This window comes from Blautia sp. AF17-9LB, from assembly GCF_003479185.1.
Taxonomy (GTDB): domain Bacteria; phylum Bacillota; class Clostridia; order Lachnospirales; family Lachnospiraceae; genus Fusicatenibacter; species Fusicatenibacter saccharivorans.
This window is the reverse complement of record NZ_QUGU01000007.1, coordinates 94,253-107,726: the sequence shown is the minus strand read 5'-3', so window position 1 is coordinate 107,726 and position 13,474 is coordinate 94,253. Positions and strand designations below refer to the sequence as shown.

Annotated in this window: 11 protein-coding genes; all 11 read right to left on the bottom strand. The window is 48.6% G+C overall.

Annotated features, from left to right (window positions below; genetic code table 11):
- The 11 genes from DWX00_RS09240 to DWX00_RS09190 all read right to left on the bottom strand — a co-directional run bounded on the left by DWX00_RS09240 (position 1) and on the right by DWX00_RS09190 (position 13,418).
- Positions 1-2,601 carry a L,D-transpeptidase family protein gene (locus DWX00_RS09240; RefSeq protein ID WP_118595089.1) on the bottom strand — a complete coding sequence of 867 codons (2,601 nt, stop codon included), beginning with the start codon at positions 2,599-2,601 and terminating at the stop codon, positions 1-3.
- A 191-nt stretch (positions 2,602-2,792) separates the two neighbouring features.
- Positions 2,793-3,893 carry an LCP family protein gene (locus DWX00_RS09235; RefSeq protein WP_158578791.1) on the bottom strand — a complete coding sequence of 367 codons (1,101 nt, stop codon included), beginning with the start codon at positions 3,891-3,893 and terminating at the stop codon, positions 2,793-2,795.
- Between the two features lie 128 nt (positions 3,894-4,021).
- A complete protein-coding gene (glf, locus tag DWX00_RS09230; RefSeq protein ID WP_118595087.1) occupies positions 4,022-5,122 on the bottom strand; it encodes a UDP-galactopyranose mutase in 1,101 nt (366 codons plus the stop codon).
- Between the two features lie 12 nt (positions 5,123-5,134).
- On the bottom strand, positions 5,135-5,407 hold the full coding sequence (locus DWX00_RS09225) for an HPr family phosphocarrier protein (protein WP_022462230.1): 273 nt from the start codon (positions 5,405-5,407) through the stop codon (positions 5,135-5,137).
- Between the two features lie 11 nt (positions 5,408-5,418).
- Positions 5,419-6,735 (bottom strand): CdaR family protein, encoded by a 1,317-nt coding sequence (locus DWX00_RS09220; RefSeq protein ID WP_158578789.1) that lies wholly within the window; start codon positions 6,733-6,735, stop codon positions 5,419-5,421.
- The gene (gene cdaA, locus DWX00_RS09215) at positions 6,732-7,619 is read right to left on the bottom strand and encodes a diadenylate cyclase CdaA (RefSeq protein WP_022462228.1); all 888 of its coding nucleotides are present in this window, start codon (positions 7,617-7,619) and stop codon (positions 6,732-6,734) included. The genes DWX00_RS09220 and cdaA overlap by 4 nt, the downstream gene beginning before the upstream one ends.
- 56 nt (positions 7,620-7,675) lie before the next feature.
- A complete protein-coding gene (locus DWX00_RS09210) occupies positions 7,676-8,854 on the bottom strand; it encodes a hypothetical protein (RefSeq protein WP_118595085.1) in 1,179 nt (392 codons plus the stop codon).
- Positions 8,851-9,282, bottom strand: coding sequence for a hypothetical protein (locus DWX00_RS09205; RefSeq protein WP_022462226.1), 432 nt, complete (start codon positions 9,280-9,282; stop codon positions 8,851-8,853). The genes DWX00_RS09210 and DWX00_RS09205 overlap by 4 nt, the downstream gene beginning before the upstream one ends.
- 89 nt (positions 9,283-9,371) lie before the next feature.
- Complete coding sequence (locus tag DWX00_RS09200; RefSeq protein ID WP_158578787.1) at positions 9,372-10,091, bottom strand: ComF family protein; 720 nt, start codon at positions 10,089-10,091, stop codon at positions 9,372-9,374.
- A gap of 66 nt (positions 10,092-10,157) precedes the next feature.
- Entirely contained in the window at positions 10,158-12,413 is a 2,256-nt protein-coding gene (gene recD2 / locus DWX00_RS09195) for an SF1B family DNA helicase RecD2 (protein ID WP_055264890.1), read from the bottom strand.
- Positions 12,414-12,419: 6 nt separating this feature from the next.
- Positions 12,420-13,418, bottom strand: a complete 999-nt coding sequence (locus tag DWX00_RS09190; protein WP_117761048.1) for a rod shape-determining protein — start codon at positions 13,416-13,418, stop codon at positions 12,420-12,422.
- Positions 13,419-13,474: the final 56 nt, after the last annotated feature.

Below are 13,474 nucleotides of genomic sequence, written 5' to 3'. Positions count from 1 at the left end.
TTATCGATATGTCGGATCGCTTCCGAAAGCACCGCCTGTCCAGGTATAACGGGTCGGGTTTGTCAGCGGATAATCCAGATTGTCGCCAATGCGGACCGTTGTTCCGCTGCTGACGTTATCATAAATCCATTTTGCATCGATTGCAGTCAGTCTGACACAACCATGTGACATCGGTGATCCCAGGGAATTGAAGTCTACGGCAGAGATCATATTCAGATCCGGTGTGCTGCTTGCTACGCCATGGAAGTAAACAGCGCCATAAATCTGTGATACATATGGTGCCCAGCACACATAATCTTCACCTCTCATTTGCTTCTTTTTCAACTGCCAGCCGATTTTATATGTTCCTGCTGCGGTGTAACTGATTGGATTTCCTACGGAGCAGATCATTGATTTGATCGGGGTATCGTAAGAACCGGTTGCACTGTTATAGCCGTAAATGGTGACACGTCCGCGGGTTCTGTCTACTGTGATGTATTTGGATGACGGATTGAAGATGCTTGTCACATCCTCCATCAGAGAACCGTCTGCTTTGCGGTAACGGCGGTATTTTCCGATGTACTCCCATCCTTCCGTGATTCTGCGTCCGGAAGCATCGAATTTGTACTGTTTTCCATTGATCGTAGCGGTGCAGTTCTGATATCTTCCGCCCCAGCTGCGGAAATAATACTGAGAACCGTTCAGTGTCAGCCACTGATCATGGTACATGCCGCCCCAGCTCTTGAAGTAGTACCAGTTCTTATCATGAAGAATCCACTCGTCATGTGCCATGCCGCCCCAGCTCTTCATGTAATAATAGTTACCGTCATGGTAAACCCAGCCGGTCAGCATTTTTCCATCTTTATCCAGATAATAATAATTTTTATCATAGAGGAACCAGCCTTTTTGCGTCCGTTTGGTTCCATCTGCATTAAACCAGTACCAGGTATCGCCAGACTTGCCCCATTCGTTTTTATACATACCACCCCAGCTCTTGAAGTAGTATTTTCCATCGAGCCATTCATTGGCAAGCATGGTTCCATCGGATTTCAGATAATACTCATTTCCTTTGTAGGTCAGCCAGCCGCTGGTATATTTCTTTCCATTTCCGTCAAAATAATACCATACATTGTTGACTTTTGCCCATGCGTTTTTGTAGGCCGCACCCCAGCTGCGGAAGTAATAGGTGTTATCCAGCCACTCATTAAAAGCCATTTTTCCATCGGCTTTCAGATAATAGCTGTTTCCATTGTAATCCAGCCAGGAATTTGTCAGCAGTTTTCCACTGTCTGCCGTCGTCCAGTACCAGATCGTCTGAGTTGCGGTTTTAATTTTTTTCCAGCCAGTTGTGGTCGAAACGGTTCCGTCAGCTCCGACATAGTAATAATTGCCTTCATATTCAGCAACATCATTGACGCGCATACCGCCCCAGCTTCGGAAGAAGTACAAGGTTCCATTCAGATTCAGTGCATTGTCTTCCATATGGCCGTCTTCGTGGAGATAATATTTATTTCCATCGTAATTGAACCAGCCTGTCCGTACGCCGCCCCAGCTTCGGAAGCTGTACCATTTTCCATCAATTTCAGCCCAGCCGGATTTATTTTTCTGATTGCCGGTCTCCATCTCGAAGCTTCCGTCTTTCATGTCTCCGTTCGCATCAAAGGAACCTGGTTTCATATAGTAGGTTGCTGTATCTACCTTTTGCCAGCCGGAAAGGAGTTCTCCAGTTTCTGCATCTACCAGATACCAGGTAGAACCTACTGTCAGCCAGCTTACGGTACGGTCTTCCTGCTGATATACGGTGTGGTTTCCAAGAGATACGGTGCTGTCTGCATTCAGATAGTAGGTATGCGTTACCCCTTTTTCATCGACAACAGTCTGGAAACCTGCCTCTTTTACACGGGTGCCGTCATCGCCAAACAGATATGTTTTATCTCCTACCTTCTGGGTCTTGCTCCAGATGGCATAGCCGTTTTCATCCGCATAGTAATCGTCTACGCTTCCATCATTAAATTCGAGTGTAACAAGTTCATTTCTTTTCAGTTCCGGTGCAAATACTTTTCCTTCACAGATACCCTGCTGCATCGAACCAAGTCCGTCTTTTGCAGGATCTTCCCCTTCTGTATCCAAGTAGTAGGTTCCGGTTTTTCCATCTTTATCCGTAAGTTCTACTTCACCGGTCAGCATGTAGCCGTTTTCATCAAACACATAACCGACACCGTCGATTTCTATTGGTCCGGTAGCAGCTACCACCTTATTATTCTCATCCAGAACTCCGTACTGAAACTGTTTCTTTCCATCTTTTTCAACGCTGTTCCAGCCTTCCTTCAGATTACTTACTTCCGGAGCCGGAGTTGCGCTCGGCGTCGGTGTCTCGGAAGGGGTCTCAGTTGGTGTTGCGGTCGGTGCTTCGGTTGGAGCCGGAGTCTCACTCGGTGTAACCTCTGGGGTCTCAGTTGGCGCCGGAGTCGGAGTCGTTTCTTCGTCTTCGGCCTGAGCTACAGTATCACTTTCCGAATTTACCGGTAATGGACTGGTTTCTGTAGAAGCTGCATATGCACCGGCTGGTGTAACACTTACCATGATGCCAAGTACGGCTGCGGCCAGAAACTTTCTTTTCATTCTTATTCATCCTCCCATTTTTTTACTCTTATACAATTTATAGCTTACTACATTTTTCCATCTATTTCAAGTTATCCGCCGGTAAAATACCTTACAAATTTCTTATGGTTTTTTCCGGTTTTTCGGGCAGAAAAAACCTCCCGGCTCCGGTTTTCTTGCCGGATACAGGAGGTTTTTCATTTGTTTCTTTTTTATTCGTTTACGGTAGTAGATCCGTAGATTTCTGTCTGAAGTCTGGAAATGGTTGCCGAGAAATCCGGAACAAGCATCTCACCCTTGCTGGAGTACAGATCATCGTATGGTACACGGCTCTGTACAATCTCATAGGAGAGGATCGTCGGCAGCTCGCCGATCAGCGTCATCAGTGTAGACTGGTCGATGTTATGGGTGACACTCGGAAGAATGGTATCTGCCAGCGCGCTCAGTTCTGTTACGCTGGAAGATTTCATCTCCTGCATCATTTTGCTTAATACCTCTCTCTGGCGCTCGGTTCTCTGATAATCCGAGTTTCCGACGTAACGAATTCGTGCATATGCAACCGCCTGATAACCGTCCACGTGCTGATCGCCGCTTGACGTATACTGATGTGCGGATGCATCTGCATTGCGAAGCTTGCACATTTCGTTAATATAGTTGTTTGCCACACGTACCTCATCATCACTCGGGGAAAGCTCGATTCCGCCGACGGCATCAATGATATCGATCATGGAATCAAAGTCAACGCTTGCGTAGTTATCAATCGGCAGCTTGTAGTTGTCTTCAATGGTACGGACAACCAGCGGGCCGCCGCCGTATGCGCAGGCTGCGTTCAGCTTCTTTACACCGACATCCGGAATATTTGCATACAGGTCACGCATAAAGGATGTCATGTGAATCTGCTTTGTATCTTTGTTGACGGATAACAGAATCATGGAATCTGAGTTTCCATACCACGTTTTGTCACGACGGTCAACACCGATCAGCAGAATATTGTATACATTGCTGTTGTTTGGAAGTTCAATGTCCTGTGTCTCATTTAAAATCTCAGACTGCAGGGCATCCGTCTCCTCATCAGTCAACCCGGTACTTTCGGTCTCAACCTCTGTGGATTTATTGATCGTGATTTTATCGTCGCTTACGTAGTTACTCTTGCTGTAATAGTGATTGATTACAGCATAGACACCGACGAGCACAACCAGTACAACTACGAGAAGGATGGTGAGCACATTAACCCAGCCGAATTTCTTCTTTTTCTTTCCTGAGGAATGGCGTCTTTCCGGGATTTCATCCTCGTCATCATATTCTTTTCTCATAACGACCTCTTTCATTTTCTTATTTTCCGGTATTTTCCAGCCGGATATCGTTTATAATATAGTCAAAAAACGGACTGCTGTCAAGTGTGCAGTCCGTTTTGATTGATTTCCGTTTGCAGTTCTTTTTCCTACCGCTGCATTTTCTCCCACTGGTTCAGTGCAGCCTCAATGACTTTGTCCATATCGTAATACTTGTATTCTCCAAGTCTTCCGCCAAAGATAACCTTCTCTTCTTTTTCCGCAAGTGCGGCATATTTCTGATAAAGTTCCTGGTTTCTGGCATCATTCACCGGGTAGTACGGCTCCATCCCCTCTTTCCAGTCGGTGGAATACTCTCTGGAAATGACGGTCTTTTTCTGGGTTCCGAATTCGAAATGCTTGTGTTCGATCACACGCGTATACGGTGTCTCCCGATCGGTGTAGTTTACTACAGCTACGCCCTGATAATTGTCGGTATCCAGCACTTCTGTTTCAAAGCGCACCGTACGGTATTCCAGCTTGCCAAGTGCATAATCGTAAAACGCATCAATCGCTCCGGTGTAAATCACCGTCTCACCCATCGCCAGGTACTTTTCTTTATTTTCCAGAAAATCAACACCTATCTGTACATCCGCTTTTTCAAAAAGCCGCTCTGTCAGAACGTTATAGCCTCCAATTGGAATTCCCTGATAAAGGTCATTGAAATAGTTGTTGTCATACGTAAAGCGCACCGGAAGCCGTTTGATGATAAAGCTCGGCAGCTCACTGCAGTCTCTTCCCCACTGCTTTTCTGTATAACCCTTAACCAGCTTTTCATAAATATCTTTTCCAACCAGTTTGATCGCCTGCTCTTCCAGATTTTTCGGCTCTCCCGGAACAGCTTTTCTCTGCTCTTCGATGATTGTTTTCGCCTCTTCCGGTGTGCGGATTCCCCACATTTTACTGAAGGTATTCATATTGAACGGCATATTATAAATTTCGCCTTTGTAGTTGGCAATCGGCGAGTTTGTATAACGGTTGAATTCTGCCAGCGAATTGACAAACTGCCACACCTCTTTATTCGAAGTATGGAAAATATGCGCTCCATACTTGTGTACATGAATTCCCTCGATTTCTTCGCAGTAAATATTTCCGCCTGTATGATCTCTTCGTTCCAGTACAAGACAGCTTTTCCCTGCCTGACCGGCAAGATAAGCAATCACTCCGGAATACAGACCGGCGCCAACCAGAACATAATCATATTTCTTCATTGTTCTTTCTCCTTACAGTTCTTCCCCAAGTCCCGTCCGGATGGAATTGACAAGGAACTGCAGAGCTTCCTCCTCGTCCTCTCCCTCGCAGAACAGCTCAATTTCGTCTCCGCATTTGACGCATGCGCCAAGGACGCTTAAGACGCTCTTTGCATTTGCTGTATTTCCATCTCCGTAGTGGAATGTAATAGATGATTTAAACTGCATCGCCTGTTTGCACAGGGTTCCGGCCGGGCGAAGATGAAGGCCGGTTGGATTTTTCACGGTCACTTTTCCGCTTACCATTGGTTTCCCTCCTAATTTGTTCCTGTCGTTTTATTTGCTACTGCTTTTTCTTTGATATGAATCGTTGTCTTGACACTGTCTACGAGCTCATAGCCATCCGGCAGTGTGATTTTTACCGGTACCTCGTAATCCCCGACACCCATTCCATTCAGATCTATGGATGCGTTGATCTGGGAAGTATCTAATTTGGCCAGATTTTTGTCCGATGCTTTAATGCGGATTGCAAGCTGTGTCTGATCATACAGAACGGTATAAGTGGACTGAAGATTGCCCGTCTCGATCTGATCGACATCAAGTTCAAATTCCCTGCTCTCATTCGGCATAACCGTTACGTGAACGGTAACGGATGCAGACGAACTGGAGGATACTTTCAGATCTGTCACATCGGCGAGAACATCGCTTAAGTCAACCGTCGTCTCCACATCGGAGCGCTGTCCTGCAACGGAGGTATAGTCTTCCGGAATTTCAATCGTATTGCCTTCATCCGCCAGCTTTGCAAGTGCCTCCTCGGATCCGACAACGGTGATTTCCTCCGGTGTGGTATAGATATTTTTAATCTGATAGCCGTCTGCCGGAGTTCCGCTGTACAGTGCACTCAGCTTAATACCGGATACACGGCGCCACAGTTCAATATCCACATCCACCTGCGGGGAGCCGCTGTCGAAATTCAAAAATTCCATCTGGGATTCCGGCATCTCATCCTGGTTTTTATCAATAATCATCAGATCCGCCGTGACGGTTCCGGAATTCCGCATATTGGTTACATCTACTTTTGCCACCACACTGCTGATCTTATTGATCAGGGACGTCGGGCCGGAAATGGTGATGCTCTCCGGATCGGAAGTCATCGTTCCCACTTCGTAATCTTTTGCCGGTTTCGTATTTCCTGCGTCAATTGTGATCGGGAATTTTTCGCTGTCCACATCCTCGATTTCCACAGGGATCGTTGCTGTCACTGTGCTCAGTTTTTCCTGTTTTACCATGGAGCACGCTGCCTTGATCGGCACATAAACCGGGTTTGTATCCATCGTCACAATCTGGGTCAGATCGGCCGTGACGGTGATATCCGATGCCTTCAGCCGGCTGACAACCGAGTTGTTGTCCGTGACAGTAACCGTGACCGTCTGGTATTCCTCCGCAATCTGGTATGTTTTCTTTCCGGCTGCGATGTAGGCTTCATTGGTCACCTGCACGGGGACATCAAAGCGCTCTTTCACAATCGGGTCATTCACACTGACCACAACGTACCAGATTACAATGGCAATCAGGATAGAAAGAATTTTTAAAGGGAGATTGTTCAGAAGCTTTTTCAGAATTTTCTTTTTCATTTCTTCTCTCCCTCCACTTTCTGACGCATTCCGCGGATATGCCATCCTTTCTTCTCTTCCGGTTTTTTCGCGAGCTTCTGGATTTTGTGAAGCTGGTCCCGAAGGTCGCTCGGTGTTACTGCCGTGTGGAGTTCTCCGCCGGAAGCATACGACACATTTCCGGTTTCCTCGGAGACAATAATCGTAAAGGAATCCGTCACCTCACTGATGCCGACACCTGCACGGTGGCGTGTTCCAAGATTCTTGTTCAGATCCATGTTGTCGGACAGCGGCAGGTAACATGTTGCTGCCGTGACACGGTTGTTCCGTACAATCACGGCTCCGTCGTGCAGCGGCGTATTGTGTTCGAAAATATTGATCAGCAGCTGGCTGGTCAGAACGCCGTCAATCGGGATTCCGGTCTTTTCATATTCCTCCAGGGTGATGGTCTTTTCGATGACGATCAGCGCTCCGGTCTTTACTTCTCCCATTTCAAAACTGGCCCTTACCAGTTCATTGATGGTTTTATCACTGAACCGTTCATTTTCCTCCTGGCCGCTCGCAAAAGAAATGGCAGACAGCGGATTCTTTTCTCCAATCTGCTCGACCACTCTTCGAAGCTCCGGCTGAAAGATAATTACAACCGCTGTGATCGCCGCCCCGCCGATGTTTCCGAACAGCCACAGAATCGTCTGCATTTTCAGCACGTTTGCAATGATGACAAAGACACCAATCAGAAAAATACCTTTCATCAGCGTATAGGCCTTTGTATTCTGCAGCCAGCGGATCAGGTGATAGACGAAAAATGCAATGAGCAGAATCTGCACAATATCAATCAGTTCAATTTGTTTTGGCAGCCCGTAGTCTGCCGTTCTTGTGACAATCCAGTTCCACACGCCACGCACACTGTCACTTCCTTTCTTTTCCCCCGGCCGGTTTTCTTCTGATTTTCAAAATTCTTTTAAAGATCCTTTAAGGTGTCCTCCAGCATGCTCTTATAATCCACATCCTGATAATCGCCCTCGTCCAGCGGCGGAATTTCTTCTTCCTGAATTTCTTCTGTTTCGTTTATTTCTTCTGTTTCGTTTATTTCTTCTATTTCTTCTTTTTCCTCGATCTCATCAAGATCCCTGCTGTTCCCGGATTCTTCTGTATGTCCAAGATTTGCCAGCGCATCGAGTTCCTCGTCTGTCAGATCCGGTTCTTTTTTCTTTTCATTCCGAATATAAGTCACACGGCGCTGTGCCTTTGTCACATTGAATTTTGGAACGGCTTTTACGTAGTAATAATAATCGTCGTCATCATATTCCAGGTATTCTGTCCGGGTGTAGTCTGCACCGAACAGGAAAAACTCCAGAACAAATCCAACCAGACAGCCGGCCGCCGCCCCGATCAGAACCATCGGGAGTGCAATCTGTACATCCAGTGCCAGGCTTCCGGCAATCATAATAACCGCATAGGCAACCGAACCTGCCACAATGGAAATCTGCCATGCATAGTCCGCACTGCTGTGGCGGATTGCATTGACAAGAAGTACGGTCAGTGCGCAGGCGATCAGAACCAGCAGCATTTCCTCATTGCGGAAGAGGCCGTTGAAAAATTCCTGTACGACTGCCGTGATCTCCGGTGCTTCCGCCGCATGAAGCAGCGGCTCCATTTTTCCGTGAATCATGTCGCACATATAGTAGACAACGACACCGCAGGCTGCTGAAAATGCAGAGAGCGGCGTGCCGGCAAGACCATAGGCAACCGGAACGGCAGATGGCACGTGAAGCCAGAATGCGAGCGGTGTCAAAAGGAGTGCCGGCGCATCCTTCGGCACAAAGCGAAGATATAGAAACCAGAGCACCAGCAGAACCAGCGCCGCAAGACCCGCGATTACCATGTGAAGTGCAAAGCAGTGACCGATGATTACCAGCATTGCAAGGAAAACCATTCCATTCAATGGCAGGATGGCGCAGATCAGCGACAGAATCAATACCACATACATGCTGTTCAGCATCTTCAGATAGCCGAGATTGGAATTAATACCACGAAATACAGCAAGAGCGAGCAGAAATTTCACAATCGGAAGTACGATTCCGCTGCAGGAGCCGTAAAACTCTTTTAATTTTTCTTTCAGTTCGATCAATACTGTCATGTTTCCTTCCTCCTGCGCCCGGATTTCTTCCCGCTTTTTTCCTGTTCCTCATACATGTTCTGCAGGTCATCCAGCTCTTTTCCATACCATTTCAGCTTTTTCTGTGCTCCCTGGTAACGGATCGTGCTGATCACATACACGGCAATGGAATAGACTGCCAGAAAACACAGATAGGACGCGATCAGACACCCTGCTGCAAACTGCAGATCGATTGTGTCTATCTCGTCCACCAACCATTCAATATGATATAAGACTGCAACCGCAAGTACCAGAATGTATCCGATGGAAGCCAGAAAAAAATTTTTCAGAAGCTCTTTTCCGATGTAATCACTCCGAAAATAGCGGCCGATTCGTAAGGCATTTTTTTCTTCTTTTTTTTCGAAAAAAGCCAGTTTTGTCATCTGACGAATCCTTTTTTCGTCCAACATGCCTCTTGGTCTCCTCTTCCCGTTCTAAATTATGTTTATTTTACCATATGTTTCCGATATTGGAAAGCTATTCTCAAAATATTCACACACTATTTTACAATTGCCGCACAAACAAAATCCACCTGTTCTGCTCCATTCACTTTCAACAGTGACGCAATGGCATCAACCGTGCTTCCCGTTGTGTAAATGTCATCTACCAGAAGAATCCGGCAGTATTTCATCTGTCCCGGCTTTGCCAATGCAAAAGCTCCCTCCAGGTTTTTCCGCCGCTCGGCGGGACCAAGCTCTTTCTGGCGTTTTGTTTTTTTCACACGGCGGATCAGGCGGGCATTCATGGGAAGTTCCATTTCTTCTGCCAGCTTTTCTGCAAATACCTCCGCCTGATTGTAGCCGCGCTGCCGCTGTCTTGCCGGATGAAGCGGCACCGGAACGAGCACCTCCGGATTTCTTCTCTGGATCTGCTTTCCCACATAGAAAAACGCCGCGTGAGCATAAAATCCGGCGTATTCCTGCCGTTCATGATATTTGAACCGCATCAGGGAAGCCTCAAGTTCCCCGTGGTAACCGTACGGCGCAAAACCGCGGTCGAAGCTGTGCCTCGTTCTGCTGCAGTCCCGGCAGAACTCTTCCTCACTGCCCACGGGTTTCCCGCATTTTTTGCACCGCGCGCCCAGAATCGGATGGATCTTTTCCACACAATTCCGGCATAGATACAGCTCCTCACGTGACAGCAGTCCGTCACAGATGGGACATCGTCTCGGATAAACTGCGTTTAAGAGCCAGTTTCCTGTTTTATTTTTTTCTTTCATGTAACCTGCGCTTTCCCTTATCCACTCTGCCGGATGCAGCCGCATCCATGCCCCGGAAAAACGTGTTTACGCGTTTTCTTCCTGCATTTCCCGGATTCTTCTGGCGAGCGTTGTATACCGGTTCGCCTCGATATGATTTCCGATCATTGCCTGGAATGTCACATCACTTCCAACGATGGTGACGCACTTTCTGGCTCTCGTCACGGCCGTATACAGAAGATTCCGCGTCATCAGCATGCGCGGGCCGCCGAGCAGCGGAATCACAACCGCCGGGTACTCGCTTCCCTGCGCTTTATGTATCGTTGTGGCGTAGGCGAGCTCCAGCTCGTCCGCCTGTTTGAACGTATAGTCTGCGAATTTTCCTTCCTCAAACTCCACGGTGATCACCTCGGTATACGGGTTGATGCTCCGGATCATGCCGAGGTCTCCGTTGAATACACCCATACCGCGCTCCGCCACGATTCCGTTGATGCCGCGGATTTCCCACTCCATCTGGTAATTGTTGCGGATCTGCATGACCTTGTCGCCCTCGCGAAGGATATTACCTCCATTTTCCCGCTCGGCTTTGTCCGGTGCGGGCGGGTTCAGATATTTCTGCAGAATCTGATTCAGATTTTCCACGCCGAGTGCACCTTTCCGCATCGGAGTCAGAATCTGGATATCCTGCGGGCGGGCATCCACATAACGCGGCAGTTTCTGGGACACCAGCGTCACCAGCACTTTCCAGATCACGTTGACATCGTACCGTTTCAAAAAGAAGAAATCTTTGCTCTTATTGTCCAGTATAACCTCTTCCCCATTATGGATCTTATGTGCATTGACAACAATATCACTCTGGGATGCCTGCCGGAAAATGTGCGTCAGGCAGACAATCGGAAAGCATTCCGAACGGATCAGATCCCGGAGGACACTGCCCGGGCCGACACTTGGAAGCTGGTTCTGGTCTCCCACCAGGATCAGCCTTGTTCCCGGCACAATCGCGGAAAGAAGGGCATGCATCAGGTGAATATCAACCATCGACATCTCATCAATGATGATGACATCCGCGTCGAGCGGATTATCTGCGTTCCGCTCAAAATGCACATTTGCCGAGGAGTCATCCACATTTCCCGTCAGTTCCAGAAGACGATGGATCGTGCATGCCTCACAGCCAGTTGCCTCTGTCATTCGTTTCGCCGCTCTTCCGGTCGGCGCTGCCAGGAAAATGTCGAGGCCTTCTGCCTCAAAATAATGGATCATCGCATTGATGGTCGTCGTTTTTCCGGTTCCGGGACCTCCGGTCAGGATCATAAGACCGCTGTATGCCGCCTCAACGACTGCCGTCTTCTGCATCTCATCCAGCTCGATCTGATATTTTTTCTCGATCTTTCCGATCCGCTTTTCGATTGCCTCACGGTCTTCCTCGCATGTAATATTCAGCTCATGCAGCATGCGCGCCGTACTCAGTTCCAGATAATAATACTGGCTGGCGTACACAATCCGCAGCGGCTCATCCCCTTCCCGTTCGGCCGGGAGCTCGCGGATGACCGCTTTTTTGTCGATTGCCATATCCTGCAGAGATTTCTGCATCCGCTCCGGTTCTACGCCGAGAAGTTCCTGCCCTCTCCGAAGCAGCACCGGTTCCGGCAGATAGACATGGCCTTCTGCCGTCGCCTGATTCAGCACATACGAAAGACCGCTCTTGATGCGGAATTCGCTGTCCACGGCAATCCCGATTTTTCCGGCAATCTCATCCGCTGTCCGAAATCCCACGCCTGCGATATCTTCCGCCATTTTATACGGGTTTTCCTTTAAAATCCGGTACACATTGTCCCCGTACTGCTGATAAATCTTTGCACCGAGATTCAGTGCAATGCCATATCCCGAGAGGAAAATCATCGCATTCTGCATTTCGGCTTTTTCTGCCACCTGCTGTGCAATTTCACGCGCTTTCCGCTCGCTGATTCCCTTTACCTCCGCGAGGCGCTCCGGCTCTTCCTCGATGATCCGAAGCGTATCGTCACCGAAGCGGCGCACAATTCTTGCCGCCAGCGCCGCACCGACTCCTTTGATCGCACCGGAACCGAGATACCGCTCCAATGCAACAGAATCCTGTGGAACTTTCGTCTCATAGGATTCAATGCGGAACTGCTTTCCATAGGCAGCATGTTCAATATAATCTCCGGAAGCCTCGATCAGCTCGCCCTCTCCGATCATCGGAAGCGTGCCGACGCATGTCAGCTCGCGCCCCTTCATGCTCAGATTCAGGACGGTATATCCGTTCTCCTCATTTCGGAAAATAATGTGTTCTACGTAGCCTTCTACTTTTTCTTTTTCACTCATCTTTTATCAAAACTGGCTTTCAAATTCATTCATCACTTCGCGGTACTGGCCGGTTCCAAGGGCAACGACGCTCGCCGGATTTTCTGCTGTCACGGTATTGATGCCGGTCCGCTCCTGGATCAGCTCGTCCATTCCGGCAAGGAGACTGCCGCCTCCGGTCAGGATAATGCCGCGGTCGGAAACATCGGATGCCAGTTCCGGCGGCGTTTTTTCCAGCACGGCACAGATCGCGTCCGCAATCTGGTTTGTCGTCTGGGCAAGGGCACCTCGGATTTCGTCGGAGGAAACCGTAATCGTCGCCGGAAGTCCGGTGATGACGTTTCTTCCCTTGATCTCCATCGTTTTCTCCTCGGCCCGCGGATAAGCGGAACCAATCCGGATTTTCACTGCCTCTGCGGTCTGTTCTCCGATAAATACGTTGTATGTTTTCCGTACATAGCGGATGATATCCTGGTCAAATGTCTCACTGGAAATCTTGACCGAATTGGAAACAACGGTTCCCGCAAGCGAGATCACAGCGATATCCGTCGTGCCTCCACCGATGTCCACGATCATATTTCCGCATGGTTTCGTAATGTCAATTCCGGATCCGATTGCCGCTGCCACCGGCTCCGGCACGATCAGCACTTCCCGGGCTCCCGCCTGGTACGTTGCCTCCTCCACAGCCTTCCGCTCTACTTCCGTCACACCGGACGGCACACAGATGCTGATTCTCGGTTTCCGGAATGCTCTTCTTCCCATTGCCTTCTGGATAAAGTAGCGCAGCATGCGCTCGGTGATCAGAAAGTCCGTGATCACGCCCTGCCGCATGGGCCGGACCGCCATAATATTGCCCGGTGTCCGTCCAATCATCTGACGCGCTTCTTCTCCAATTGCCCGTACTTTATCTGCATCTTTATCATACGCAACTACGGACGGCTCCTTTAATACAATGCCTTTTCCCTTGGCATAGACCAGGATGCTGGACGTCCCCAGATCAATTCCGATATCGGTCGTTGCAGCCATAGTAATCCCCTTTCCTGTTCTCTTTTATTTTTCTTTATTTTAATCTGTTTGAAATT

Coding starts and splice junctions, on each gene's coding strand:
- DWX00_RS09205 (WP_022462226.1), bottom strand. CDS start 9,282: ATGTTGGACGAAAAAAGGATTCGTCAGATGACAAAACTGGCTTTTTTC.
- DWX00_RS09225 (WP_022462230.1), bottom strand. CDS start 5,407: ATGGTAAGCGGAAAAGTGACCGTGAAAAATCCAACCGGCCTTCATCTT.
- glf (WP_118595087.1), bottom strand. CDS start 5,122: ATGAAGAAATATGATTATGTTCTGGTTGGCGCCGGTCTGTATTCCGGA.
- recD2 (WP_055264890.1), bottom strand. CDS start 12,413: ATGAGTGAAAAAGAAAAAGTAGAAGGCTACGTAGAACACATTATTTTC.
- DWX00_RS09190 (WP_117761048.1), bottom strand. CDS start 13,418: ATGGCTGCAACGACCGATATCGGAATTGATCTGGGGACGTCCAGCATC.
- DWX00_RS09240 (WP_118595089.1), bottom strand. CDS start 2,601: ATGAAAAGAAAGTTTCTGGCCGCAGCCGTACTTGGCATCATGGTAAGT.
- DWX00_RS09220 (WP_158578789.1), bottom strand. CDS start 6,735: ATGAAAAAGAAAATTCTGAAAAAGCTTCTGAACAATCTCCCTTTAAAA.
- DWX00_RS09235 (WP_158578791.1), bottom strand. CDS start 3,893: ATGAGAAAAGAATATGATGACGAGGATGAAATCCCGGAAAGACGCCAT.
- DWX00_RS09200 (WP_158578787.1), bottom strand. CDS start 10,091: ATGAAAGAAAAAAATAAAACAGGAAACTGGCTCTTAAACGCAGTTTAT.
- DWX00_RS09210 (WP_118595085.1), bottom strand. CDS start 8,854: ATGACAGTATTGATCGAACTGAAAGAAAAATTAAAAGAGTTTTACGGC.